Origin of the sequence: Anaerotruncus sp. AF02-27 (assembly GCF_003465835.1) — a bacterium.
Taxonomy (GTDB): Bacteria; Bacillota; Clostridia; order Oscillospirales; family Ruminococcaceae; genus Anaerotruncus; species Anaerotruncus rubiinfantis.
Map to the genome: position 1 here is coordinate 81,671 of NZ_QSBX01000009.1, position 26,282 is coordinate 107,952.

The following is a 26,282-nucleotide window of genomic DNA, read 5'->3' on the forward strand; positions in this document are numbered from 1 at the left end:
CCCGCGTCCGGGTGCGAGATGATTGCAAAGGTACGGCGTTTTTCAATTTCGCTTTTTAAATTCGACAAAGATGATTCCTCCAGATGCTATTGAGACGGCCTTTCGCCGCACTGCGCGCCGTTCGCGCTCTAAGTTTTAATATTACCATTTTTGCCTGTTTGACGCAATAGATTGTAGCTTTGCGGACAAAAATTTTCTTTCCGCGCACCAAAACAACTTCTCCGGGCGGTTCCCGCCTTGCATCCCGGCTTCTGTACGGTTATAATAGAGACTGTTTGAAACAATTCGGGAGGGACATCCAATGGATCAGCTCATTGTACTCGGGACGGGCAACGCAACCGTCACCAAATGCTATAACACCTGCTTCGCCATCCGCGGGGGCGCCGGCACGCTGCTGGTGGACGCGGGCGGCGGCAACGGCATCCTTGTGCAGCTCGAAAAGGCCGGGATTGGGATCGGCGACATCCACGATCTCATCGTCACCCACAAGCATTCCGACCATGTGGTCGGGGTCATCTGGATCGTGCGGCTTGCGGCCACGCTGATGAATAAAGGTAAATACGAAGGCGACCTGCGCATCTACTGCCATGACGGCCTCATTGATCCAGTCGTCACTCTTTGCCAGCTCACATTGGACAAAAAATTCCTAAAGCACATCGGGCAGCACATCCACTTTATCCCGGTCGCGGACGGCGAGACCCGGGAAATCTGCGGATACGAGACCACCTTCTTCGACATCCACTCCACCAAGGAAAAGCAGTACGGCTTTTCGCTGCTGCTTTCGGATGGGCAAAAGCTCTGCTGCCTGGGGGACGAGCCTTATAATCCCGCCTGTGAGCGTTATGTTTTGGGCGCGGATTGGCTGCTCTGCGAAGCATTCTGCCTCTACGCAGACCGGGAACGCTTCAAGCCCTACGAAAAGCACCACAGCACAGTCAAGGAAGCCTGTGAACTCGCCGGACAGATGAAAATTCCGAACCTGGTGCTCTGGCACACCGAGGACAAAAACTACGACCGCCGCAAGGAGCTTTACACCACCGAAGGCCAGAACTATTACCAAGGCAATCTCTTCGTGCCGTACGACCTGGAAACCATAACCCTCCGCTAAAAAAAAGCGAAAGCCATCTTGGCTTTCGCTTTTTTCGTATTATCCGCGCGGGTGGTCGAACTTTTTGAAGAGGGTCACCGCAACCGTCCGCTCTCCGATCTGCACCTCAGCCTGGTCAATCATCTGGCCGATCAGGTGGATTTCGCTGTCGCTGCCGGAACTGCTCACCCCCGCTACCTGCCAGAAAAACTCCTCAAGCCCCTCGTCCTTCTCCTTAACTGTCAAAAACCGGTTGAGATCCTCCAGCCGCTCGCGCTGACCGGGCAGATAGTTGCTGGTAATTTTCAGCTGAAATCCCTCGCTGAGCTTCCGCAGCTCCATCTGGATATCATCCGCTCCCATTCGCAGGAAGAAACCCGTCATCTCATCGATGATCTTTGACATTTTTTTCGCCGTGTAGTTCATCTCTCTAACCTCTTTTTTTCCTTGTCCTTGTTAACCTGTAAAGGCGTCTTTCTTTTGCAGCGCTTCAATCAGCGGGATCAGCACGATGCACACCAGGCCAGCCGCAAACCCGTTGTTATACAGGTTCAGCCCGCCGTGCAGGAATCCCACATTGAGCACCACCGACGCATGTACGACGCCCGCTATAACGCCCCATTTCCATCCAAACTGTCCCGCGATCGGCGCGAGCCCGGTGGAAAAAAGCGCCGCCAGCAGCACATCCGGATCGCTGAGCCGCCAGACCATAAAGAAAGAGCTCAGCACTACGCCCGCCATCACCGGGATGATATTGCGCAGATGTTTTCCAAACGCGCCAAACCCGCAGATGCTCAAAATACCGCCGATGGTCGGCCCGTTAAGCGAACCGCCCACCACCAGCACATAGACGGTGGCGAATGCCCCAACAATCCCCATGTTGATCAGCGTCACCGGGTAGTCGTCCAGCAGCACAAAGTCCGCAACCGCGCGGCCGGAGTGCCGGGTAACCGCAACCACCCCTTTAAAACTGCAGCCATTGTGCGCCCAGCCGCTCACGACCATTAAAAGGAACAGGGTGAACAAAAAAATGGCGAGTATCGCGTTGTTCCCGCTGCTCCATTCAAAGCGAGTTTCGAACACCCGCCCCATCGAACGGAAGAGCGACGCCATCACCATGCCGATAAGCCCGGCCGTAAAGCCGACGTTATAAAGGTTATAGCCCTGATGCACCCGCATGGTGAAAGCCGCGATCGGCGGCAGCAAAAATCCGATCAGGATCCCCATCCCGATGGTCAGCAGAAAACTCAGGGTAGGATCGGCGGTGATGGTCCGCATTTCAGTGACAATCGGCGCGAGCGCCGTGCCAAACAGCGAAATGTAGATGTACCGTCCAAAATGTTCATGCTGGTAGCGCGAATAGAGAAAACCGCCCAGGATGATGGGGAAAATATTGTACACATCCTTGCCGAAAAGCGCAAAGCCTGCCATCAGGAAAAGCGCGGCCACACTGATGCCGGAAAAGGTCAGTTTACAAAGCCGCAGCAGAACAATCGAGATCAGGGTCACCAGGCCGGAATTCACAAATGCCGCCCCCAGGCCGCCGACCACGATCGAGTCGGTGATGAGCCCCGCCTGCGTCCTGACAATGGCAATCACGCCGTCAAAAATATTGCGCGGCGTATCACACACGAAACCAAATGAGATCAGCAGCAATGAAAAAATCACCATTGTCCCATAAACGAAATCTCCCTGCTTATTTTTGTCGTAGGTGAGATATCTATACAAATTTTTGCTCCCTCCTCATTTTATTCCGTTTTGCCTGTTCAGGAAACGCTTTTTATACTTGAGCCCCGCCATCCGGCCCACCTGCCCGATCATTACGCTGTTGGTCACGCCGCCGACCACGCCGACCACCGGAAGCCCCTGCACCGATTTCGCGGCCAGCATCCGGTCGGCGAGCAGCGCGGACGCTTCCCGCAGGAGGTCATCCGGCTTCTGTGGGAATACCTTTCCCGTATCGATGGCATATCCGATCCGGTCAGCGCGCGCTGACCACTGCTGTTTCTCGTCCCCTTTGCTCACGCCCGCGCAAATGACCGCCAGCACAAACGTCCGCTCCGCTTCGTCTTCATAGGAAAAGCCATAGCTCACCGCCGCTTCATAAACCGTTTTAAGGATCACCCCAATGAACACCGGGACATCCGGCAGCCCGATCCCAAGCACGCCCAGCAGCGCGCCTTCCGCCGCCGAAAGCGCCTGGTTTCCGAGCGCCGCCCGCCCCGCCGCGCAGTCAAACCGCTTAAAATTTTTGCGGCTGGGGTCCCTTTGCAGCGCAAACGCGTTCAGCTCGTAGGAGTCGCGCTTCTTTTGGGCTGCGCCCGCCTTTTCAATGACGCCGGTGCCGTTTTGGAACACAAACGCAAACCCCTTCTCAAACGCGGCCCGCATGGCGTCGAGCGCCGGCTCCGGCAGCTTCTGCTCCACCTTTTTCCCAACGGCGGAAACCTTTTTCCCCAGCGGGGATTCTTTTTTTGCAAGGAGTTTTTGTTCCTGCTTTTGCACCTTGGCAAACTGTTTGGCAATCGTTTTGTTTTCCGGTTTCATCGGTCTCATGTTTTCTTCACGAACTGGGTTCTGCAGTTCGGGCAGGTGATGCTGAGTTTCCCTTTCCCGCGCGGCACGCGCAGCTTCTGCCCACAGGAAGGGCATTTGAAATGGCAGTGGGTGCGCGAATCCTTCACGGCGCTCACCGCGCTCGAAAAGTGCCGCCGCACCGGCCCAAACACCTGCAGGAAGCGCTGGTTTTCCTGGTAGCGCCGCGTGACATCACGTGAAAACATCCGCAGGTAGCAGACGGCCAGCGCCAGGAAGGAGAACAGATAGAGAAAATGCCATTCCGCCAAACGTTCCAATAACATCAGCGTCAACGCGAGCGCCAGCAGCGTGTAGTTGAGCTGATCGGTCCCATAGCGTCCCATCATAAACCTTCGCAGCCAATTCATCTTTTGAAAATCCCCTTTATACCGGTATCCTCTGTGCCGGTTTTTGTATAGATATTATTATTTTAACATACGCGCGGCAGCCTTTCATGAACGTAAAGTAAATACCATATTCTTAAGGTATCCCATCTATGCAAATTCCGAAATTCCTATTGTGTTTTTATGAAAAGTAGGTTAAATTAATGATATGGAAATGAATTCAGGGGCAAAGCGGAAAGGAGGACGTCCGATGGAACTTTTAGAAACCAGCGCTGTATCCTTCGTGCAAAAACTCTTGCACAGCTATCTGGTTTCCCGTGATATCCCGGCCGTCCTGTCCGCGTTGGATGACCGGATCACCTGGATCGGCACTGGCAAATTCGAAATCTGCCACAGTATCCAGAACGCCCGTGAGCTGTTGTTTGCCGAACGGGACGATTGGGGCGGCCGGTTTTCGATCACACGGGACTGGTATAAGGCCGTGGCTTTCGACTCGAAAATTGTGATTGTGTATGGGGAATTCTCCGCCGAACCCGATCTTCCAAATTCGGAAACCAGCGGGATCGATACCCGTTTTTCGGTTGTTCTGCGCGTTTGCGGGGATTCCTTCCGGGTTTTGCACCTGCACCATTCGGTGCCGAACCCGGAGCAGATCGCGGGGGATTATTTCTCCCGAAGCCTTGCGGGATTCAACGATCAGGATCTGCGCGAAAAAATTGAAGAAAAGGTCGGCGAGCTTGAACAGATCTATGCCCAGGCGCATGAAAATGAAGCGCGTTACCGGCTGGTACTGGAAGCAACCAACGATGTGATTTTTGAGATCGATTATGAAAAACTGCTCATCATTTGCAATGATTCCCCTTTGAGCGTCGAAATCGGCCTGCAGCCGGTCTATAAGATCACACCCGAAGACCCGTTCCCCCATCAGGCGTGCATCCATCCGGACGACCGCGAAAACTTCTACTGGACACTCTCCCGCCAGCAGATTTCCCAGATGGCCGCTGAAGACAAACGTTCGCTCACCTTTGAATGCAGGGTGCTCAATTCCCATAAGAAATATATCTGGATCAGTGTTACCATCGTCCCCATTGAAAATTCCCGTGGTCAGATCGTGAAGCTTATTGGAAAGGTCAGGGACATTGACGAACAGAAAAAGAAACTGCTTTCCATCGAGATGCAGTCAATGCGCGATCCGCTGACCGGGGTTTATAACAAGGCCTGCACCGCATCCCTGGTGGACGAATACCTGGCCGGTGAAGGCAAGGATCTGCTCGGGGCGCTTTTTATCATCGATATCGACGACTTCAAATCGATCAATGACAATTTTGGCCACCTGCTTGGCGATGCGGTGCTCAGTGACGTTGCGGCAAAAACCCAGAGCCTGTTCCGTTCCGACGATATTGTCGGGCGGATTGGCGGGGACGAATTCCTGGTCTTTATGAAGGGCCTGAAGGATGAATCGGTTATCCAGCAGAAAGCCCAGGCGCTGACCGAGATCTTCCGCCGCACTTTCACCGGGCGGCAGAGCGATTATAAAATTTCCGGCAGCATCGGCATTGCCATAAGCCCACGGGACGGCAGTTCTTACAGCATGCTCTTTGAAAACGCTGACAACGCCCTTTACCGCGCCAAAGACGGGGGAAAGAACCAGTATGCGCTTTACGACAGCCAGGTGGACCGGGAGTATGTTTACCGGGAGCGCACTCAATTGGAGCCGCCGCACAGCGGGCACAAGCTTCTGCGGGAAAATATCTCGGAATATATTTTCCACATCCTCTATGAGGCCAAGGATCTCGACAGTGCGGTCAACATGGTCCTGGAAATTATCGGGCGGTATTTCGGTGTCAGCCGGGTCTATATTCTGGAAAATTCCGACGACAACCAGCGGACCACCAACACCTTTGAGTGGTGCAACGACGGGATTTCTCCCGCCATGCCCATGCTGCAGGACATCCCGATCGCACCCGGTTATCTCGATTACTTCCGACCGGACGGCGTTTTTTACTGCGAGGACATCACCCGGCTTTCCCGAGCGGTGCGCGATGTGCTGGACCCGCAGGGAATCCATGCCATGCTCCAGTGCGCGCTCAAGGACGAAGGGGCGTTCAAGGGCTTCGTCGGATTTGACGAATGCGGCGGGCAGCGGTTCTGGACCCAGGAAGAGGTGGACACCCTTGCTTTCATTGCCAAAATCCTGAGCACCTTCCTCATTAAGCTGCGCACCCAGGCGCGGCTTCGGAAATCTTTCCAAATCGCTCAGTCAATACTCGACCACCTCAATACGCTGGCCTATGTCACCGCGCCAGGCAGCTATGAACTTCTTTTCCTCAACCGCAGACTGCTGGAACTGCTCCCCTATGCGCGGGTAGGGGATCTCTGCTACAAGGCCCTGTGGAACCGGCAAACCCCTTGTGAGCAATGTCCGATGGCTCTGATGCTCCGCGACCAAGCCGGCAATTACACGCGGGAGATGTATAATCCTTACCTGAACAAATGGGTCAATGCCACGGCGTCTCACATGCCGTGGCTTGACGGAAGCAATGTCGCACTGATCTCCTGTTACGATATTACACGTTTCCGAAAAGCATAAACGAAAAGGGCGGCTGCAAAAAATGCAGCCGCCCTTTCCTGTGTTATCCTGAAAAGAGCCTGTTTTCAGTCCGCTTTCCTCGAAAAGATAAAGTTGACAACAGTCAGCAGGAACAGGATCACCAGCGCGACCGAAATCGCCGCCATGCCCCCCGCGATGTCGGTGTGCTGAGCGATCGCGCCCACTACCATCGGCATGAGCACCGAACCAAGACTGGCCAGCGAGATGCAGGTGCCGACCGCCGCCGTGGAGGATGTGTGGCTGGGGTCCATGCAGGAAAGCGAGGTCGGATAGAGTCCCGCCATACTGATACCAAGGCCCATCAGCGTCGGAAAAATGATCCGGATATCCCGCGTGGAGATCATCAGCAGGTAAAAGCCCGCGATCGCGGCGCTCATCACGACCAGGAGCTTGTGCTTATCCACCTTGTAAGAGAAAGCCGCGCAAAGCAGACGGCCGGCAAGCATCATCATCCACAGCACAGAGGAGGTGCTCTGCGCCAGTGTCCCGCCCATAATACCGCTGTCCTTGAAATAGGTGATGAGCCAGCCCATAATGGTGGCCTCGGTACACAGGTAAGCAAACAGGATGGCGGTGACCAGCCAAAAGCGCGGCGAACGCACAAAGCTCTTACCGCCCTCTGCGGCCACCTTGGGGGAAGGCGTATCCGAGAGGGACGAACGCCCAAAAACAACAAGCATCAGAAGGCCAGCGGCCGCAACCAGCCACGCCGCGCTGCGCCAGTCAAGGCGCATGGGGCCGGTGAACAGGATGGTCAAAAACGGCGCCAGCAGCGCTCCAACCGCAAAGGTGGCATGCAGAAGGTTCAGGGAGCTGGTTTTGTTCACCGTGATCTCCGAAACGACCACATTTGCGATATTGCTCATCGTTCCGCGCCCAATCCCAGTGGCGGCGAACGCGATGAGCATCAGGATGGGATTTCCTGTGACGCTCATCAGCAGCATGCCCACCAGAATTCCCGCACCGAGCGAAATGGTGGATTTTTTCCGCCCGAGCAGGTACGGCAGGAACCCCGCGATAAATACCGCAGCCTGATTGCCGATCTGGTGCGCCGACAGCACCATGCCGCCCAGCGCGTAGCTCATCTTATATTCGGCCATCATGAACGGCAGAAGCGAGCCGAGCATGGTGCTCATCATGCCATTGGTAAAAAACGCAAAGAAAATAACAAGCAATAGCTGCGGATCGCTGGTTGCATTTTGCAGTTTTTCTTTTAACAGGTTCAACGGAATTGTCCTCATTTCTCAGATTCCCAAGGGCACGGAAACGGGATGCCAAATGGCACCCCGTTTCGTAAAATTGGGAAAGGAAGTTGTCGTATTCGGGTTTAGACGGCGGCCGGCATAACCAGGTTCGGCAGCCACAGAGAAACCTGCGGGACAAAGGTGACGACCATCAGCATGAAGAGCATGCCCAGATACATTGGAATCATCGCCTTGACCGTCTTTTCCACCGAAATGCCGCCGATGCCGCAGCCCACGAACAGCGCGGAACCGACTGGCGGAGTGCAAAGCCCCACCGCCAGGTTGAAGATCAGCACTACGCCGAACTGCACCGGGTCCATGCCGAAAGACTGCACAACCGGGACCAGGATCGGGGTGACAATCAGGATGAGCGGGGCCATATCCATGATGCAGCCGAGGATCAGCAGCATCAGGTTGATCAGCAGGAACACAACAATCTTGCTCGAGCTGACCGAAAGAAGCATCCCGGTGATCATTTTCGGTACCTGCAGGTAAGCGAGAATCCATCCGAACGCGCCGGCGGCGGCAATCAGGCTGAATACCATCGCAAGCGTCTTGACGCAGTTCATCAGGATACCGGGGATCATTTTCACCTTGAGTTCCCGGTAATAGAGGAAGGAAATGATCAGCGCATAGATGCAGGCGATTGCCGCGGATTCGGTCGCGGTAAAGATGCCGGCCGAAACGCCGACCAGAATGATAATTGCGGTGAAGAGCGCCGGGATCGCGTCAAGCGACATTTTGAGCGCCTGCTGCGGGGTGAGTTTTTCCCCCTTCGGGTAGTTGCGCTTGATTGCGATAAAGCCGCAGATGATCATCAGCACAATGCCCATCAGCACGCCCGGCACCAGCCCGCCCATGAAGAGGCGGCCAACCGAAACGCCGCCCGCGGCGACCGAATAGATGATCATGTTGTGGGAAGGCGGAATCAGGACGCCCTGGCAGGACGAGGTGACCGTGATGCCGACCGAGAAGTCCTCATCGTAACCGGCTTTTTTCATCATCGGGATGAGGATGGTGCCAAGCGAGGAAACGTCCGCGACAGCCGAACCGGAAAGGTGGCCAAAGAACATCGAAGCCAGGCAGTTGACCTGCGCGAGCCCGCCGCGGAAGCGTCCCACAAATACGTTTGCAAAATTGAGCATACGGGTGGAGATGCCGCCCGCACCCATGATTTCACCCGCCAGGATGAAAAATGGGATTGCCATCAATGAAAAACTGTTGATGGCTTTTGCCATCTGCTGCACCATGGACATCAGCGGAATATCCAGATAGAGCATGGTCATCGTCGACGAGGCAGCCAGTGCAAAGGTGATCGGCAGTTTGCACAGGATCATCACGAAAAAGCTGCCCAGAAGGATTGCTATGGCAAGATTGGTATCGATCATAGGTATTTCTCCTTCATTCATCTTTTCTCAGCGTGTATCCTGCGAAGATGAACGTCTTGCCACTGACCGGAAATTCTGTTCTCTATTGGAAAACCTGCCGCCGGACCCCTATGCCGGTTACACCGCCGCAGGCATGATCCACTGCGGGATCGCCAATGAAAGCGACGGAACAAAGGTCACCAGCATCAACACAACCACCATGCCCGCATACATCGGGAGCATCGCCTTGACCACCTTTTCCACCTTGATCTTGCCGATTGAGCAGCCCACAAAGAGCGCGGAGCCGACCGGCGGGGTGCACAGTCCAATCGCAAGGTTCAGGATCAGCATGACGCCGAACTGAACCGGATCCATGCCGAACGCGGTGACAACCGGCAGGAGGATTGGCGTGGTGATCAGGATGAGCGGGGCCATATCCATAATGCAGCCGAGGATCAGCAGCATCAGGTTGATCAGCAGAAAGACAACGACCTTGTTGTCACTGATCGTAAGCAGCATGTTGGTGATGAGCGACGGCACCTGCAGGTAGGCGAGGATCCAGCCGAACGCGCCAGCGGCGGCAATCAGGCTGAATACCATAGCGAGGGTCTTGACGCAGTTCATCAGGATCGCGGGCATCTGACTGATTTTGAGCTCCCGGTAAAAAAGAAGCGAGACCAAAAACGCATAGATGCAGGCGATCGCGGCCGATTCGGTCGCGGTGAAGATCCCGAACGAGACACCGCCCATGATGATGACCGCAGTGAAGAGCGCGAGCAGCGCGTCTTTGGTGATTTTCAGCGCTTCCCGGAAGGAAACGGCCCTTTCACGCGGATAATTTCGCTTCACCGAGATGACCGCGCAGACGATCATCAGGGAGATTCCGACCAGCACGCCCGGCAGAAAGCCTCCCAGAAAGAGTCTTCCGACCGAAACGCCGCCGGCCGCCAGCGAATACATGATCATATTGTGGCTTGGCGGGATGAGCACGCCCTGACAGGAACTGGTGACGGTGATTGCGACCGAGAAGTCGTCGTCGTATCCGGATTTTTTCATCATCGGAATGACGATCGAGCCGAGCGACGAAACGTCCGCCACGGCCGAACCGGAGATCCCCCCGAAGAACATGCTGTCCAGGCAGTTGACCTGTGCAAGCCCTCCGCGGAACCGTCCAACCAGGATATTCGCAAACGCCACCATGCGGTCGGAGATACCCCCGGCTCCCATGATCTCGCCCGCGAGAATAAAGAACGGAATTGCCATCAGTGAAAAACTGTTGATTGCCTTTGCCATCTGCTGAACCATCGCCATCAGCGGGATGTCCAGATAAAACATCGTAGACGCGGTGGCCGCGGCCAGCGCAAAGGTAATCGGCATCTTGCAGATGATTAAAATAAAGAAACTTCCAAGTAAAATTGCAATCGCTAAGTTCGTATCAACCATCGTTCTATTCGTCTCCCCCTTCAATGTTCTTATGCCGGAACTGATCCAACTTAAAGAAATCCAACAGGGTGAAATAGGAGATGAAAAGGCCGCCGACCGGCATCATCAGGTAAAGCATGCCGGCTGGCCATTTGGTGGCCGGAAGCGTCGAATTCATGGTGCTGAGCACCAGCTGCGTACCGTAATACATCAGTACAATCCCAAACAGGAAGATGATGATGTAGTTGATCTTTTCGAGGATCTTCTGCAGCTTTTTCGGGAACATGTTAAAGAACATCGAGATGGCGATGTGCAGTTTCTTCTCCACGCCGATCGCCATCGAAATGAACGCCATCCAGACCATGAGCAGCAGCGCGACTTCTTCGGACCACCGGATAGACTGGCCGATGAACTTGCGCGCAATGACCTGTGCGCTGACGATCAAAACGATGACCAGAAGCACGATCTTCGAGTATTCAAGCAGAATACGGTAGATAAAATCGAAAAATAAGGTGATCGCATTGAGTACCTTTTTCAAATTGCTTTCCTCCTCATAGATTTGTTGCTGCTGTACTGTCGCAAACCCCTTTTTGTTCGCGGCAATACAGCAGACTCAGCAATCCGGCAGCAAACTTCCGTCCGGATAAAACGGAAACAGCCGTCGGATGAAAACCGTATCATAATTTGTCAAGGATCGCCGGAGGCCCTGACGAACGGATAAAACGCCAAAGCTTCCTACTCTGAAAGCGGGAGCCGCCCGCCAGCGGGCGGCTCCCACACCGATGCTAGATTCTGTAAAGGGTTTTGCTTATTTGGTTTCGAGGATCTGGTTGACGATATCCATGTAGTCGGCCGCGAACTTCTCATAGAGCGGTTTGCAGGCATCCTGGAATTTCTGTTTCTCTTCCGCGGACAGCTCGGTGATGGTCGCGCCGCCGGCACGGACCTTTTCCTCAGAAGCTTTCTCACGCTCAGCCCAAGCTTCGCGCTCAAATTTCGCGGACTCGAGAGCCGCTTCTTTGATGATCGCCATATCTTCGTCAGACAGCTTCTCGGCGGTCTTTTTGCTCATCAGCTGCATCTCCGGAACACGGGTATGCTCGTCGAGGACGAAGTATTTCGCAACCTCATAGTGGGAGGTGGACTCATAGGAGGGCCAGTTGTTTTCAGCGCCGTCGATGGTGCCGGTCTGCAGGCCGGAGTAAACTTCACCGTAAGCCATCGGGGTCGGGTTCGCGCCAAGGGCGGAAACCATATCCATCATGAGCTCGGACTCCTGAACGCGGATGTTGAGGCCCTTCATGTCTTCGAGGGTCTTGACCTCACGCTTGGAGTTGTAGAAGGAACGGGCGCCCGCGTCGTACCAGGAAAGGCCGATCATGCCGGCTCCGTCGACCGAAGCGAGGAACTGGTCGCCAACTTCGCCTTCGAGGACTTTCCACATGTGCGCGCCGTCACGGTAGAGATACGGCAGCTGGAGCACGTTGAGGCTGTCGGCAAACTCTGCGAGCGGGGAGAGCGAAACGCGGGTGAAGTCGATGCCGCCGAAACCGAGCTGCTCGATAACCGACTTTTCGTCGCCGAGCTGCGCGCCGTGATAAACTTCGATCTGGATGCGGCCGTTTGTTTTTTCTTTTACGATGTCCGCAAATTTGTAAGCGCCCTGGGTGGTCGGATAATCCTGCGGCTGGTTCTCAGCATAACGGAAAACAAATTCCGGAGTGCCCGCCGCGTCGCCGGTGGAGGCAGCGTCACCGGTGGAAGCCGCCGGGGTGGAAGCCGCCGGCGCGGTGGAAGAGGCAGGAGCCTGGTTTCCGCCGCCGCAAGCCGCGAAGGAAGCCACCATGGCCGCTGCAAGTACGAGAGTGAAAATCTTTTTCATTTCATTTCCTCCATAACGTTCGTTCTTTAACGGGAGCGCCGAATTGCGATCCCCTTGTGAGTCTTATTATATCGGAAAAGATTTATTCAAGAAATCGTAAAATTTTGTGATTCGTAGTAAATTTTTAACCAGATTCGTTTCAATTTGCCCCGAAAAATAAAAATTATACCCAGAAGTTATTCAACTGGGTATAATTTCTTGTGCGCTATTTCCTGTCAGAACGCTTATCCGGTATTCGGACGGGCTCTTCCCAGTCGCGCGCCGGAACACCTTGGTGAAATAATTCGAGTCCTTATATCCCACCTGCGCGCCGATCTCCTTGATATTGACCGTCGGGTTTTTGAGCAGGTCCTTGGCCGCCTCGATACGCGCCTCGGTCAGGTAGGTAACAAAATTCTTGTTGAAGCACTGTTTAAAAAGCTTCGAGAAATACGCGTCCGAATAGTTCATCTCCCGCGCCACCTGCTGCAGGAAGATATCCCTTCGGTAATTTTTGCGCATGTAATCCTCAATTTCCTGCATGATCTGGGTCATCCTTCCGCCGCGGCTGCCGCTCACGTCGGCGGTCAGCTCCCGCAGAAGGCTCCCCGCCGCCGCGCGCACAGCCACGATGTCCCCCACACTGGAAAACGCCTCGTGCGGATCATACCGCTTGCGGTAATCGATTCCCGACTCATCCTGAAGGCAGGTGAGCACCCGCCGGAGCCTGCGCTCCATCTTTTCAACGATCGTACCGAAGTCGAGCTGCTGCGCGCATAACCCGTCCAGCGCCATGTTGATCGTGTTTTCCGCGCCTTCCGCATCTCCCGCCAGCACATAGCGGCAGATCGTCTCGGAAAGATTTTTGCGCTGCGCGGGATGTACCTGTCCCTCTTTTTCGAATAGACTGATGCGCCTTTCGTCGCTGCACCGGCCCAAGGCTGCCTGCGCTTCAAAAAAAGACTCCTGCGCGTCGCGCAATTCATAAAACTCGCTGCCAAGCGCGAAATAAAGACGTTTTTGCAGGATCAGGCCCAGTTTTTCGGAGAATTCCCATGCGAACTCCTTCATTCTCTGGGCGCTCGACCGTTCTTTTGCAGAACTGATCATCAGGACATAAAGCCGGTCGTCATAAACATAGGGCAGCAAGTGCAGACAGTCCGGCAGTATCCGCCCTTTTAGGATCTCACGCATCCGTTCCGGGTCCAGCCCGTCCGGGCTTGTCAGGATTGTGAATACGCCGTTTGCAAATTGAATGCCCAGTTCCGCCAGCTGGCCCTCCACCCATTCCGGGCGCAGATATCCGCCTATGACGGTCAGCACAAGCTGCTCCTCCAGCCATTGGGTCAGATTCTCGATCTTCTGGCTGGAAAGCTCCCGGCTGCGCTGCTCCTGGCGCTGCCGCTCGATCTGTTCAACCACCTTGCCGACCACTTGGAACAGGTCCTCATCCGAACAGGGTTTGAGCAGATAATTCACCGCGCCCATCTCGACCGCCTGCCGCGCATAGGCAAATTCCCCATAAGCGGTCAGGAAAATAATCCGGCAGTCCGGCGCCTCTGCGCGTACGGTACGGGAAGCCTCCAGGCCGTTCATACCGGGCATCTCGATATCCATGATGGCGATGTCCGCATGCAGCCGCCGCACCGCCTCAAGCGCCTCGCGGCCATTGGCGGCAAGCTCAATAAAGCAATTTTCTCCGAAGAACTTCTCAAGCGCACATTTCTGCGCTTCACGTTCAAGCTCCTCGTCGTCCGCAACTACGATCCGGTACATGCCGTTCCCCCTTTCTCCGCTTTGATCGCTGTTTCATCCGGCAGTTCCATCCGGATGGCTGTGCCCATCCCGACACGGCTGAAAATCCGGAACGTGCTGCCCGGGTGCAGCGTTCCAATCCGGGTGCGCACATTCCCCACACCAATCCCGGAAAGATGTCCCCTGTGGTTCTTGCCGCCGCGCATCAGGATCGCAAGCAGCTCAGGGGGGATTCCCTGCCCGCTGTCGGTCACAGTGATGACCGTCCTGCCGCCGCGCATCCGGATGCGGATGCGGATGCGCCCGCCTTCTTCCTTTGGCGCGACGCCGTGGATCACCGCGTTTTCCACCAGCGGCTGCAGGGTGAAGGTGGGCACCATCACCTGGTCGGTATCCACATCCCGGCAGTCCACGACATATCCCAGGCGGTCGCCGAACCGCTTGCGCTGGATATACATATAGTCGCTGATAATGTTGAGCTCGCGCGTAAGCGTCACACGTTCGCTGGCAGTCTGCAAATTGTAGCGGAACAGGTTCGCAAGCCGCCGGATCAGTTCCTCGGTATCCGGGGCGTGCTCAATCTTTGCCATACGGGAGATGATGTTCAGAGTGTTGAACAGGAAATGCGGGTTGATCTGGCTTTGGAGCAGCGACATCTGGGCTGTCTTGAGCATCTGTTCGGCGTTGATGCGCTGGACCTCCTCCAGATGCAGGCGGGACTCGATTTCATTTTTCTCCCGCAGGGTGGTGATCGACTGGTACATCGAATGCTTCATCACGTTGAAGGTCTGCACCAGTTCGCCGATCTCATCCCGGTTTTGGACCCTGAGGTCCGGGACGTACATATCGTTGGCGGCAATCCGTTTGGCGGCGCCGGCAAGTTTCAAAAGCGGGTTGATGATCTGCCGCACGGTCAGCGAGCAGAGCAGCGTGGCAAGGATCACGGTGAGTAAGCTCACGCTCACCGCGAGTACCGGCAGGATACGGAAAGTCTCAACCTTTTCATGGTAGCTCACATTTCCCTTTGCCACGGTGGTCTGCAAAAGTTCTTTCGCATATCCTTCGATATAGTTGCCGATCTTCACCACATAATAGTACTGGGTGATGTAGGAATCGGTGTCCGGAGTCATGCGCAGCAGCTTGGTGCATTCCTCCCGGTAGGTGAGGTGCGAAACCTTCAGGCCCTGGGTCTGCAGATAGCGGTGTCGGTCCATTGTCTCCAGATCGAACCGCAGGTTCTGCATGCTCTGGTTCGTTTCGGACATCGCCATTGTATAGTTCTGCCGGTTTTCGGTTGTCCGGTAATTGGCATAGGCAAAAAAACTGGTGTTCTCCGCCTCAAAGTCGCTGAGCACCGCATTGACCGCATAACTGTCCCCGAGGATCACATTGAAATCGCGCAGATAAAGGTTCACCATGCCCACACTGAACAAGGTGACAAACAGTACCATGAAGATCACGGCGCCGGTGAAGAGGAGCATCTTGCGGCGGATTGAAACCGAAAGCCACCAGTCGGCGCAGCGCCTGCAAAAACGGCGGATTGCTTTCACGGGCGACGCCCCTTCCCAATAGCTTTTTGCCGCAGCACGGCGGTATTCCTGCAATGGTTTCAGTATAGCATATTTTACAGGATTTTAAAATGGGCATGTTTATCCTCCGGCTCTTTTTCTCACCCGCCGGCGTGTTTTTGCATAGCCTAATAGTGGAAAAATGCAACCGACAGGAGGATTTTTATGCCGAATATCTACTTAAGCCCCTCCACGCAGGAGTGGAACCATTTCGTGAACGGCGGAACCGAGGAATACTGGATGAACCTCATCGCCGACGCCATGGAACCGTACTTACGTTCAAGCGGGATCCGTTTTACCCGCAACACCCCGCAGATGACCGCTGCAAGCTCAATCCGGCAGTCGAACCAAGGCAATTACGACCTGCATCTCGCGCTGCACTCAAACGCCGCGCCCGAAGGCGAAGCCGGAATGCGGCAGGGTTCCGAGGTCTACTACTACCCCACCAGCGTTCGCGGCCAACGCGCCGCGGATATCATCGCGGAAAACCTCAAAGCGATCTATCCCTACCCGTGGCTGGTCAAAACGGTGCCGACCACCTATCTTGGCGAAGTGGCAAAGACCCGCGCCCCAGGCGTGCTGATCGAGTTCGCCTATCACGACAACCCGGAGGACGCCACCTGGATCAAGGAACACATCGGGGAGATCGCTGAGAATGTCGTGCTCTCGCTCACCGAATACTTCGATATCCCATTTATTCCGGCGCAGCCCTCCAGGCAGGGTACCGTTACCCTTAACTGGGGATACCTCAACATCCGCCAGAAGCCGTCCACCGATTCCCCGGTGATTGGGCGCGCCTGGGACGGCAATCCCATCACCGTGCTCGGCCAGTGGGAAAACTGGTACGTGGTCGATTACTACGGCACCATCGGCTATGTGGACGACCGCTACGTGAAGCTCAGCCCCAAACAGTAAAAGGTAAAGGAGAACCGACAACATGTATGAACACTACCCGTTTGATCTCGCGCCCCTGCCCTACCCCTGCGACGCGCTCGCGCCCTGCATCAGCCCGGAGACTGTAAAGCTCCATCACGGCAAGCATCAGGCCGGCTATGTCGAGAAGCTGAACGCCGCGCTCGAAAACTGCCCCAAATACCACTGCTGGCCGCTCGAGCGGCTGCTCTGCGAATGTCCCCAGCTGCCGAAGAACCTCCAGCTCGCGGTGCATCGCAACGCGGGCGGCGTCTATGCGCACGAGCTCTATTTCGACGGCATGACGCCTTCACCGGTCACCTCCTGCCCGACCGGCAGGCTCGCAAAGGCCATAGACTGCTGCTTTACCTCGTTTGAATGCTTCAAAGACGTGATGACACAGACCGCCCTCGACCAGTTCGGCTCTGGCTGGTGCTGGCTGTGCTGCGAGCCGGACGGCAAACTGCGGGTGCTCTCCACCGCAAACCAGGATACGCCGCTTTCGATGGGGCTGCGGCCGGTCATTGCGCTCGACGTCTGGGAGCACGCCTATTATCTCGACTACCAGAACAAGCGCAAAGACTATGTTCAAAACTGGTGGAACCTGGTCGACTGGGAATTTGCAGAGCAAAATTATCTGCTGGTTTTTGAAAAAAACAGTTGACTTTAGCGATTTTACCTGCTAAAATAACAACAACGCTTTTAAGCAAAGCAAAAAATGGCAGTGACCGGAAACCAGTAGAAGGATCGCCGCCCGACAGAAAGCAGCCGGTCGATGAGAGGCGCAGGGACAGATCCTTTGAATACATTCCGAGAGCCGCGCACCCAAAGGGTCCGTCCCGAGTAGGCTGCGCCGGTCGCGCCCGTTACAGCGCCAGGGTATCCGCGATTCTTTCGCCTGTACCTGCTAAGGCCGTTTCCCGCGAGGGGGCGGTAAACCGAGGTGGTAACACGGGTTCATCCCCGTCCTCTGGAGAAATTCGGAGGACGGGGTTTTCTTTGTCCTCCAGCAGATTGAGGAGGCAAATTCCCATGTTCGAAAAAATCCTGATGATCGTCATTTTCTTTGCAGTCACCGTTTCGATCGGCGTCTACTGCAACCGCAAGGCCCAGAACGTCGGCGACTTCGTGCTCGGCGGGCGCAATGTCGGCCCGTGGGTCACGGCGTTCGCTTACGGTACCTCCTACTTCTCGTCGGTCGTGTTCGTTGGCTACGCCGGGCAGTTTGGCTACAATTTCGGCGTCGCCGCCACCTGGATCGGCATCGGCAACGCGCTTATCGGCAGCCTGCTCGCCTGGGTCGTGCTCGGACGCCGCACCCGCGTCATGACCAAACACTTCGAATCTGCCACCATGCCCGACTTCTTCGCAAAGCGTTACCAGTGCGACGCACTGCGGGTTGTTTCGTCGGTCATCATCTTCATCTTTCTGGTGCCATACTCCGCATCGGTCTATAAGGGCCTTTCCGGGCTTTTCGCAATGGCGTTCGGCATCGACTTCAAGTGGTGCGTTATCGGCATCGCGGTGCTCACCGGCATCTACGTCGTGGTCGGCGGCTACATGGCGGCCGCGCTCAACGACCTGGTGCAGGGCGTCATCATGATCGGCGGTATCTGCGTGGTCATCGCCGCGATCCTCAACGGCCGCGGGGGGTTCACCGCCGCGCTCGAACAGCTTTCACAGGTGCCGGTCGAATCAGCCCCGCAGCTTTCCGGCGCGCTCGTCTCCTTCTTCGGGCCGGACCCGCTCGGGCTGCTCGGCGTCGTGATTCTCACCAGTCTGGGCACATTGGGACTTCCGCAGATGGTACATAAGTTCTATACGATCAAAAACGAAAAATCAATCAAGGCCGGCACGATCATTTCGACCGTGTTCGCGCTGATTATCGCGGGCGGCAGTTACTTTATGGGCGCGTTTGGGCGGCTTTATTACACCCTGCCCGAATCCGGCAAGCCGGTCTTTGACAACATCGTCCCGGAGATGCTCGGCAGCTGCCTGCCCGACCTGCTCATCGGCGTGGTGATGATCCTGGTGCTTTCCGCCTCAATGTCCACCCTCTCCTCGCTGGTCATCACCTCCTCGTCGACCTTCACGCTCGATTTCCTGAAGCACCTCTTCATGAAGGACATGACCCATAAAGTTCAGCTTCGCTGGATCCGGCTGCTCTGCATCTTCTTTGTGGTGCTTTCGGTCGTGCTGGCGCTCAACCCCAACAACCTCATCACCACCCTGATGTCGCTTTCGTGGGGCGCACTCGCCGGTTCTTTCCTTGGCCCGTTCATCTATGCGCTCTTCTGGCGCGGCGCGACCAGAGCGAGCGTCTGGGCCTGCTTTGTCACCGGCATCGGCATCAATCTCTGGAACTTCTTTGCGCCGTTCGCCCCGCCGACCACCGCGGGCGCGATTGCAATTGTGGCGTCGCTTTTCGTGGCGCCGCTCGTCAGCCTCTTTACCCCGAAGCTTTCACAGGCGCATCTGGATGTCACCTTCTCCTGCTATGACCAGACCGTCCCCGCGCCGCACAAGTTCATGCTTGATCAGGTGTCCGAATAAAAACAAACAAAAAGAGGGCCGCTGCATGGCAGCGGCCCTCTTTTTGTGCCAATCAGAAATTCTGCTGGAAACCGGTCAGCTCATCCGGGCCTGAAAAGCCCATTGTAAAGGCCTTTTCACGCAGCGCGGTATAGAGCTCCGCCCAAGATGCCTGGTAATATGGATTCACGAATAGGACGCCGATCCCGCAGCAGAGTCCTCCGAGAATCCACCAGCCGATGAAGGACAGGTCGAGCACAAACATCTCCATCTTCTCACCGTCGGTCATCTGCTTGCTCAATTCGAACGCCCGCTGGTACGGCATATCCGGACGCTCCGCGAGAATGTAAGGCACCATGCGGTACTGGTATCCCTTGATGATGCCTGGCACAACCAGCAAAAGCGTCCACAGAAAAACCCACAGGTCCCGCAGAAACAGGCAGAACACGATGTTTCCATAATTCTTAGAGCCGCACTGAAACCCATGGAACAGCCGCTCGAAACGGCTCGGTGCAAGCCGGCTTTCCATAAAGAACCGGTACTGGCCGACCTCGACCACATTTTTGAGAAAGACGGTGATCGCCAGCGAGACAAGCCCCACCACTCCGGAAATCAACCCCAGAATCATCAGGGCGCCCGCCCGGACGGTCGGATCCTCAATCAGGTATTCCACATCCGATACACTGCCGCTTCCGCCGGAAGCCACCCCCATAATGATCGAGTAGCAAAGGCAAACCACAAAGCCCATCCAGTAGTAATTTCTGAGGATACGCTTCGCTTCCTCTTTGATTTGCGCACGCCGCCACATAGGTATCCCTCCTTAGTAAAACTATGGGAACAGTATAACATGTTTTCTGTGAAAAAAATATCTATTTCATTGAAATTTTACACTTGACAAACTGGAATTTCTGGTGTATCATAAAAACAAATCAGTAACGATTATCGTTATTGTTACTGAAATCGTTTTTCAAGGGTTGATCGCATGAAATATTCCAGGCAGAGGGAGCTGATCTATCAGACCGTTTTGCACAACCCCATCCACCCAAGCGCCGATACGGTCCATGCTCTGGTCCGTACGCAGGAGCCCAATATCAGCCTCGGCACCGTCTACCGCAACCTGAATCTCCTGGCTGACCAGGGAAAACTCCTCCGCATCCGTGTTCCAAACGGTTCCGATCGTTTCGACGGCTGGACCGAAGGCCATACGCACATCCTCTGCACCCACTGCGGACAGGTGTTCGATATTCCGTTTCAGGATCTGCCCGGGCTCGAGAAGCAGATCCACGGCATCCCGGATTTTACAGTGACCGGTTATCAGCTCCTTGTGGAAGGGGTCTGCGGGAACTGTATGGATAACCAAGACAAAAAAGCGTAAAGAAAGAGGTATGCAACATGAAAGAACTCAAAGGCACCAAGACAGAAGCCAACCTGCTGACCGCATTTGCCGGCGAATCCCAGGCTCGCAACAAATACACCTACTATGCTTCCAAAGCCAAGAAAGAAGGCTTCGTCCAGATCTCCAATCTGTTCCTGGAAACTGCCGCGAACGAGAAAGAGCACGCGGAAATCTGGTTCAAACTGCTCGGCGGCATCGGTGACACCGCTTCCAACCTCGCGGATGCGGCCGCTGGTGAGAACTATGAGTGGACCGATATGTATGCCAACTTTGCCAAGGACGCAAAGGAAGAGGGCTTTGATAAGATCGCTTACCTGTTTGAGATGGTCGCGAAGATCGAAAAAGAACATGAAGAGCGTTACCGCGCCCTGCTCAAAAACGTCGACACCAAGCAGGTCTTTGAAAAGACCGGCGTCGTGATCTGGCAGTGCTCCAACTGCGGGCACATCCATGTCGGCGAAAAAGCTCCGATGGTTTGCCCGGTTTGCGACCATCCGCAGGCATATTTCCAGCTTCAGGCGAAAAACTATTAATTCTTTCTGTTTCCCCATCTTGTAAATAGAACGAAAAAAGTCCGGCGCAGCGGATCATGCGCCGGGCCTTTTTTTATATGCCATGCCGCAGAAAAAGGCGGGACGCCTCATCGGACGCGCCCCGCCTTCACCTGTTTTTCCCATTTCACTGTTCGATCAGACGCAGCAGGATCTCCTCCGCTTTCGCGGCGTCAGCTTTGCCCCGGGTGGCTTTCATCACGCCACCAATAAGCGCCTTCATCGCCTTCTCCTTGCCCGCGCGGTAATCCGCGACCGCATTGGGATTCGCGGAGGCGACCTCTTCGCAGGCCTTTTGCAGCGCAGCATCATCCATCCCGGCCATGTCGCTCTCGCTGACGAGCTCCAAGACCGGTTTCCCGGTGTCCAACATCATTTCAAAGGTGGACTTCGCAAGGTTCATCCGGAGTTTTCCACTTTCGATGAGCGCGGCGAGGTCGTGCAGCATCCGGGGGGAAATACCCGGTTCACAGGCCTCCTTTTCGGCGTCGGTCGGCATCCGGCGGAACATCTGCCCGACAATCAGATTGGCTGCGGTTTTCGGGTTTTGCAGGCCTTGGGCCGCCTCGTCGAAGAATTCCGCTACCCTGCGGTATTTCACCAGCAGTGCCGCGTCAGACGCGGGCAAGCCGTATGCGTCCACATACCGCGCGGACTTCGCGCCTGGCAGCTCGGGCAAACTGGCACGCAGCCTCTCCACTTCGTCCGGATCGATCACGATGGTCACAAGATCCGGATCGCGGAAATACCGGTAGTCCTGCGCGTCCTCTTTTCCGCGCATCCCTTCGGTCGTTCCTGTGGAATCGTCATAGCGGCGGGTCTCCTGGAGGACTTTCTCCCCGCTTTCGAGGAGGTCCACCTGGCGTTCGAACTCATATTCCATCGCCTTCTGCATAAAGGCAAACGAGTTCATGTTTTTAATTTCGGCGCGGGTTCCAAGCGTTTCGGAACCCTGCGGCCGCACCGAAATGTTCACGTCGCACCGCAGAGATCCCTCCTGCATTTTACAGTCGGAAACGCCGATATATTTCATGATGAGCTGCAGCTTCTCGACATATTCGCGCGCCTCATCGACGCTGCGGATATCCGGTTCGGTCACAATCTCAATGAGCGGCACGCCGCCGCGGTTGTAATCGACAAAGGTGTCCCCGCGCTGGTGCACCAGCTTGCCCGCGTCCTCCTCGATATGGATGCGGTGGATACGGATGCGTTTGCCGCTGTCCAGTTCGATCCAGCCGTTTTTGCAAAGGGGCTGATCGAACTGGGAAATCTGGTACGCCTTGGAAAGATCCGGATAGACGTAATTCTTGCGGTCCATTTTGGAGATATGAGAGATTTCGCAGTTGGTGGCAAGCCCCGCCCGAATCGCGTAATTTACAACCTCACGGTTAAGCTTTGGCAAGGTTCCCGGCAGCCCAATGCAGATGGGGCAGCAATGGGTATTCGGCTCGGAACCAAATGCGGTGGTACAGGAACAAAAAATCTTCGTCCTGGTCGAAAGCTCAACATGGGTTTCCAGCCCCGCTACCAGTTCGTAGTCTTTCATAACCGCACCCCCATTTCACATGGTTTCACACAGGCGGCACTCTGCTCGTAAGCGTATGCCGCCGCGAGGATTCCCGCCTCGTCAAACGCCCTGCCGATCAGCTGCATACCGATGGGCAGGCCCTTTTGGTCCTGCCCACAGGGGACGGAAACCGCCGGAAGCCCGGCGATGTTGACCGACACGGTGCAGATGTCGGTGAGATAATCCTCGGTGGGATCACTCTGTTTTCTGCCGCGTGGGAAAGCGGTCATGGGGACAGTCGGCGCGAGGATCACGTCGCAGGTTTCGAATGCCTTTGCAAACGCCTGCACAATTGCGCCGCGCAGGTTCTGGGCCTTCTTGTAATAGGCGTCGTAGTAGCCGGACGAAAGCACATAGTTTCCCAGCAGAATACGGCGCTTGACTTCCGCGCCGAAACCCTCGCTCCTCGTTTTGCAGATCATCTCATGGATGCCGTGATAATCCTTCGTCTGGTAGCCGTAACGGATTCCATCGTACCGGCCGAGGTTCGACGCCGCTTCGGCACAGGCGATGATGTAATAGACCGGCAGCGCAAATTTAAGCTCCGGCAGCGGGAAACGCACCATTTCCGCCCCCAAGCTTTCATAAGCTTTCGCGGCATCCCCGAGCGCCGCACGCACGCTGCTGGTAAGGCCTTCGTAATATTCGTCCGGCAGGCCGATCCGCAGCCCCTTCACACCGTTTTTCAGCGCGCCGGAAACCGGCTTTCCGCCCTGCGATGTGGAATCCATCGGGTCATAGCCGCAGATCGCGTCATAAATGAGCGCGGCATCCTCCACCGACGCGGTGATCGGCCCGACCTGGTCAAGGCTCGACCCATAGGCGATCAGCCCGAACCGGCTGACCGCGCCGTAGGTGGGTTTGAGCCCCACAAGCCCGCAGAAGCTGGCCGGCTGGCGGATCGAGCCGCCGGTGTCCGAGCCGAGCCCATAGGCGGCAAGGTTACCTCCAACCGCGGCCGCGACGCCGCCCGACGAGCCGCCCGCGACATAGCTGGTGCTGCGCGGGTTGGCCGCGCCGCCGTAATAGGACGTTTCGCAGGAGGAGCCCATTGCGAATTCATCCATGTTGCTTTTGCCCAAAAGAACCGCGCCCTGTTGCCTGAGCTGTTTCCAGACGAACGCGTCATAGATGGGGCGGTAGCCGTCCAGGATTTTCGACGCGCAGGTGGTCAAAATCCCTTTGGTGGAGATGTTGTCCTTTAAGGTCATCGGGATACCTTCGAGCGGGCGCAGGCTTTCGCCCGCCGCGATCCGCGCGTCCACCAACCGCGCCGCCTTTTTCGCTTCCTCCGAAGTGACAGTGATATAAGCGTTCAAATTCGCATTTTCGTTTTCGATCGCAGAAAGGTATTTCTCAGTCAGTTCAGCGCAGGAGATTTCCCTTGTTTCGAGCATCCGGTGCAGCTTTCCAATCATTCCGGCCTACCCCCTTCTGCGCACGACAAAGCAGCCGTCCTCGCCGCCGCCGGCATTTTTAAGGATTTCAGCGCGGTCGCTGGACTGGACAACTTCATCCTCGCGAAAAACATTCTGAAGGCCGCTGACGCTGTCAAAACCGGTGTCCCCCACATTGGCGGCACTGATCATGTCGGCAAAGCCAATCATCTTCTGCATATCCGCGGTGAGAGCGTCGAGTTCGTCCTCCGGGACATACAGCTTTGAGAGCAGCGCGATGTTTGCAATTTCTTCCCTGGTAACCATCTTTTGGCCTCCTTACCGCAGTTTGATATGCACCTCGCGCAGCTGCGCTTCGGTGACTTCTGCCGGGGAACCCATCATGGCATCCTGCGCGTTTGAATTCATCGGAAAGGCGACAATTTCCCGGAGGTTCTCCTCCCCGGTGAGCAGCATAACCATCCGGTCGACACCCGGCGCCATACCCGCGTGCGGCGGCGCGCCGTACTGGAATGCCTGGTAAAGCGCCGAAAATTTTGTTTTCAGGTCTCCGTCCGTGTATCCGGCCAACGCAAACGCCTTACGCATGATAGCAAGGTCGTGGTTGCGCACCGCGCCGGAGGAAAGCTCCACGCCGTTCACAACAATGTCGTACTGATAGGCGAGGATATCGAGTGGGTTCTTTGTTTCAAGCGCTTCGAGGCCGCCCTGCGGCATCGAAAACGGGTTATGGGTAAAGACGAGCGCGCCGGTCTCTTCGTCCTGCTCATACATCGGGAAATCCACGATAAAGCAGAATTTGAAACAGCTTTCGTCGATGAGGCCAAGCCGTTTGGCCGCCTCAGTGCGGATAAGCCCGGCCAGCTTCGGCGCTTCGCGGGCGGTGTCCGCGATGAAATAAAGAACGTCGCCCGGAGTAAGCCCGGCACGGGAGGCAATTTCCGCCCGCTGTTCAGGCGTGAGGAATTTATCAATCGGTCCCTGGTAGGAGGCGTCCTGTGCGACCTTCACGTAGCCGAGCCCCTTCATGCCGGCCGAAAAGGCGAATGTTTCCATCCCCTCGAAGAAACTGCGCGGCTGCTTCGCCGCGCCCGGGACATTGATCGCCCGCACGCACCGGCCACAGAACGGCTTGAAGGCGCTCTCAACGAACAGATCCGAAAGGTCGATAATGGTGAGCGGATTTCTCAGATCCGGCTTGTCGGTACCGTACCGAAGCATCGCGTCGGCATAGGTGATGCGGGGAAACGGCGCGGCCGAAACCGCTTTGCCGGAAAATTTCGCAAAGGTCTCTGATAAAACCTCCTCCGCGACCGCGAACACATCCTCCTGTCCGGCAAAGGCCATCTCAAAATCGAGCTGGTAGAATTCGCCCGGCGAACGGTCGGCGCGGGCGTCCTCGTCCCGAAAACACGGAGCGATTTGAAAATACCGGTCGAAGCCGGAAACCATCAACAGCTGTTTAAACTGCTGCGGAGCCTGCGGCAGCGCATAGAAACGGCCCCTGTGCTTTCTTGACGGAATGAGATAGTCCCGCGCGCCCTCCGGCGACGAGACGGTAAGGATCGGGGTCTGAATCTCCAAAAAACCCAGCGCGGTCATCTTCTGCCGCAAAAATGAAATGATCTGCGAACGCAGCACGATCCTGTCGTGGACTTTGGGGTTGCGCAGGTCGAGATAGCGATATTTCAGCCGGATGTCCTCTTTGACATCGGTGGAAGAAGCAATCTCAAAGGGCAGGATATGATTCGCTTTGCCAAGCACGGTGCAGGTTCCGGCATTCACCTCGACCATACCGGTTGCAATTTTCGGATTCACGGTTTCCTCGTCACGACGGACCACCCGGCCCGCAAACGTGACAACGCTTTCCCTGGTAACGCCGGAAAGCAGGGCGTCGTCCCGCACGACCACCTGTACCACGCCGTACTGGTCACGTAGATCGACAAACTGGATTCCACCGTGGTCACGGATATTTTCCACCCATCCGGCCACGCGCACGTCCTCTCCGATATGGGATTCCCGCAATTCCCCGCAGGTATGGGTACGATAGCCATTGCTCCTTTGCATATAAACACAACCCTTCTTCAATTA

General features: G+C 55.8%; 23 protein-coding genes. 7 read left to right on the forward strand and 16 right to left on the reverse strand.

Translation table 11 applies throughout. The annotated features are described in order from the left end of the window. The first annotated feature begins 301 nt into the window (after positions 1-301). Positions 302-1,108: an MBL fold metallo-hydrolase gene (locus tag DWV16_RS09180; protein WP_118478887.1), complete on the forward strand. Its 807-nt coding sequence runs from the start codon at positions 302-304 to the stop codon at positions 1,106-1,108. A 39-nt stretch (positions 1,109-1,147) separates the two neighbouring features. On the opposite strand, the gene DWV16_RS09185 is transcribed toward DWV16_RS09180, so the two are convergent. From DWV16_RS09185 to DWV16_RS09200, 4 genes are read right to left on the reverse strand one after another with little or no spacing between them, the layout of a single operon-like run. Then, positions 1,148-1,513 carry a hypothetical protein gene (locus DWV16_RS09185; protein ID WP_066457884.1) on the reverse strand — a complete coding sequence of 122 codons (366 nt, stop codon included), beginning with the start codon at positions 1,511-1,513 and terminating at the stop codon, positions 1,148-1,150. 30 nt (positions 1,514-1,543) lie between these two features. After that, a complete protein-coding gene (locus DWV16_RS09190; RefSeq protein ID WP_066457882.1) occupies positions 1,544-2,815 on the reverse strand; it encodes a DUF1576 domain-containing protein in 1,272 nt (423 codons plus the stop codon). A gap of 15 nt (positions 2,816-2,830) precedes the next feature. Next, positions 2,831-3,643, reverse strand: a complete 813-nt coding sequence (locus DWV16_RS09195; RefSeq protein WP_066457880.1) for an EcsC family protein — start codon at positions 3,641-3,643, stop codon at positions 2,831-2,833. Beyond that, positions 3,640-4,032, reverse strand: coding sequence for a hypothetical protein (locus DWV16_RS09200; protein ID WP_118478891.1), 393 nt, complete (start codon positions 4,030-4,032; stop codon positions 3,640-3,642). The genes DWV16_RS09195 and DWV16_RS09200 overlap by 4 nt, the downstream gene beginning before the upstream one ends. A gap of 226 nt (positions 4,033-4,258) precedes the next feature. On the opposite strand from DWV16_RS09200, the gene DWV16_RS09205 reads away from it, so the two are divergent. Beyond that, positions 4,259-6,598, forward strand: a complete 2,340-nt coding sequence (locus DWV16_RS09205) for a diguanylate cyclase domain-containing protein (protein ID WP_158572839.1) — start codon at positions 4,259-4,261, stop codon at positions 6,596-6,598. A gap of 65 nt (positions 6,599-6,663) precedes the next feature. Here the strand turns inward: DWV16_RS09205 and DWV16_RS09210 are convergent, their stop codons facing one another. From DWV16_RS09210 to DWV16_RS09240, 7 genes are all read right to left on the reverse strand, one after another. Next, positions 6,664-7,845 carry a sugar MFS transporter gene (locus DWV16_RS09210; RefSeq protein ID WP_199719775.1) on the reverse strand — a complete coding sequence of 394 codons (1,182 nt, stop codon included), beginning with the start codon at positions 7,843-7,845 and terminating at the stop codon, positions 6,664-6,666. 101 nt (positions 7,846-7,946) lie between these two features. Then, positions 7,947-9,251: a TRAP transporter large permease gene (locus tag DWV16_RS09215; RefSeq protein ID WP_066457872.1), complete on the reverse strand. Its 1,305-nt coding sequence runs from the start codon at positions 9,249-9,251 to the stop codon at positions 7,947-7,949. Positions 9,252-9,368: 117 nt separating this feature from the next. After that, positions 9,369-10,673, reverse strand: a complete 1,305-nt coding sequence (locus DWV16_RS09220) for a TRAP transporter large permease (protein WP_066457864.1) — start codon at positions 10,671-10,673, stop codon at positions 9,369-9,371. A 4-nt stretch (positions 10,674-10,677) separates the two neighbouring features. Further along, positions 10,678-11,190, reverse strand: coding sequence for a TRAP transporter small permease (locus DWV16_RS09225; protein ID WP_066457863.1), 513 nt, complete (start codon positions 11,188-11,190; stop codon positions 10,678-10,680). A gap of 270 nt (positions 11,191-11,460) precedes the next feature. Further along, on the reverse strand, positions 11,461-12,534 hold the full coding sequence (locus tag DWV16_RS09230) for a TRAP transporter substrate-binding protein (RefSeq protein ID WP_079988216.1): 1,074 nt from the start codon (positions 12,532-12,534) through the stop codon (positions 11,461-11,463). A 180-nt stretch (positions 12,535-12,714) separates the two neighbouring features. Continuing rightward, the gene (locus DWV16_RS09235) at positions 12,715-14,289 is read right to left on the reverse strand and encodes a response regulator (RefSeq protein ID WP_066457861.1); all 1,575 of its coding nucleotides are present in this window, start codon (positions 14,287-14,289) and stop codon (positions 12,715-12,717) included. Next, the gene (locus DWV16_RS09240) at positions 14,274-15,818 is read right to left on the reverse strand and encodes a sensor histidine kinase (RefSeq protein WP_079988215.1); all 1,545 of its coding nucleotides are present in this window, start codon (positions 15,816-15,818) and stop codon (positions 14,274-14,276) included. The genes DWV16_RS09235 and DWV16_RS09240 overlap by 16 nt, the downstream gene beginning before the upstream one ends. A gap of 183 nt (positions 15,819-16,001) precedes the next feature. Here DWV16_RS09240 and DWV16_RS09245 point away from each other — a divergent pair, with 183 nt between their 5' ends. From DWV16_RS09245 to DWV16_RS09255, 3 genes are all read left to right on the forward strand, one after another. Next, on the forward strand, positions 16,002-16,751 hold the full coding sequence (locus DWV16_RS09245) for an N-acetylmuramoyl-L-alanine amidase (protein WP_066457858.1): 750 nt from the start codon (positions 16,002-16,004) through the stop codon (positions 16,749-16,751). A 22-nt stretch (positions 16,752-16,773) separates the two neighbouring features. Then, positions 16,774-17,412 carry a superoxide dismutase gene (locus DWV16_RS09250; protein WP_066457856.1) on the forward strand — a complete coding sequence of 213 codons (639 nt, stop codon included), beginning with the start codon at positions 16,774-16,776 and terminating at the stop codon, positions 17,410-17,412. Positions 17,413-17,780: 368 nt separating this feature from the next. Beyond that, on the forward strand, positions 17,781-19,301 hold the full coding sequence (locus DWV16_RS09255) for a sodium/proline symporter (protein ID WP_066457854.1): 1,521 nt from the start codon (positions 17,781-17,783) through the stop codon (positions 19,299-19,301). A gap of 52 nt (positions 19,302-19,353) precedes the next feature. On the opposite strand, the gene DWV16_RS09260 is transcribed toward DWV16_RS09255, so the two are convergent. Next, a complete protein-coding gene (locus DWV16_RS09260) occupies positions 19,354-20,088 on the reverse strand; it encodes a DUF975 family protein (RefSeq protein WP_066457844.1) in 735 nt (244 codons plus the stop codon). Positions 20,089-20,262: 174 nt separating this feature from the next. Here DWV16_RS09260 and DWV16_RS09265 point away from each other — a divergent pair, with 174 nt between their 5' ends. Both DWV16_RS09265 and rbr read left to right on the forward strand, forming a co-directional pair. Next, positions 20,263-20,655 carry a Fur family transcriptional regulator gene (locus tag DWV16_RS09265; protein WP_066457842.1) on the forward strand — a complete coding sequence of 131 codons (393 nt, stop codon included), beginning with the start codon at positions 20,263-20,265 and terminating at the stop codon, positions 20,653-20,655. Positions 20,656-20,672: 17 nt separating this feature from the next. Then, positions 20,673-21,209, forward strand: a complete 537-nt coding sequence (rbr, locus tag DWV16_RS09270) for a rubrerythrin (RefSeq protein ID WP_066457840.1) — start codon at positions 20,673-20,675, stop codon at positions 21,207-21,209. 145 nt (positions 21,210-21,354) lie between these two features. Here the strand turns inward: rbr and gatB are convergent, their stop codons facing one another. The 4 genes from gatB to aspS are packed head-to-tail and all read right to left on the reverse strand — an operon-like array spanning position 21,355 to position 26,258. Continuing rightward, positions 21,355-22,773 (reverse strand): Asp-tRNA(Asn)/Glu-tRNA(Gln) amidotransferase subunit GatB, encoded by a 1,419-nt coding sequence (gatB, locus tag DWV16_RS09275; RefSeq protein ID WP_118478897.1) that lies wholly within the window; start codon positions 22,771-22,773, stop codon positions 21,355-21,357. Continuing rightward, the gene (gene gatA / locus DWV16_RS09280) at positions 22,770-24,212 is read right to left on the reverse strand and encodes an Asp-tRNA(Asn)/Glu-tRNA(Gln) amidotransferase subunit GatA (protein ID WP_118478899.1); all 1,443 of its coding nucleotides are present in this window, start codon (positions 24,210-24,212) and stop codon (positions 22,770-22,772) included. The genes gatB and gatA overlap by 4 nt, the downstream gene beginning before the upstream one ends. A gap of 6 nt (positions 24,213-24,218) precedes the next feature. After that, the gene (gatC, locus tag DWV16_RS09285; RefSeq protein WP_118478901.1) at positions 24,219-24,497 is read right to left on the reverse strand and encodes an Asp-tRNA(Asn)/Glu-tRNA(Gln) amidotransferase subunit GatC; all 279 of its coding nucleotides are present in this window, start codon (positions 24,495-24,497) and stop codon (positions 24,219-24,221) included. A 12-nt stretch (positions 24,498-24,509) separates the two neighbouring features. Continuing rightward, the gene (gene aspS / locus DWV16_RS09290; RefSeq protein ID WP_118478903.1) at positions 24,510-26,258 is read right to left on the reverse strand and encodes an aspartate--tRNA ligase; all 1,749 of its coding nucleotides are present in this window, start codon (positions 26,256-26,258) and stop codon (positions 24,510-24,512) included. Between the last annotated feature and the right edge of the window lie 24 nt (positions 26,259-26,282).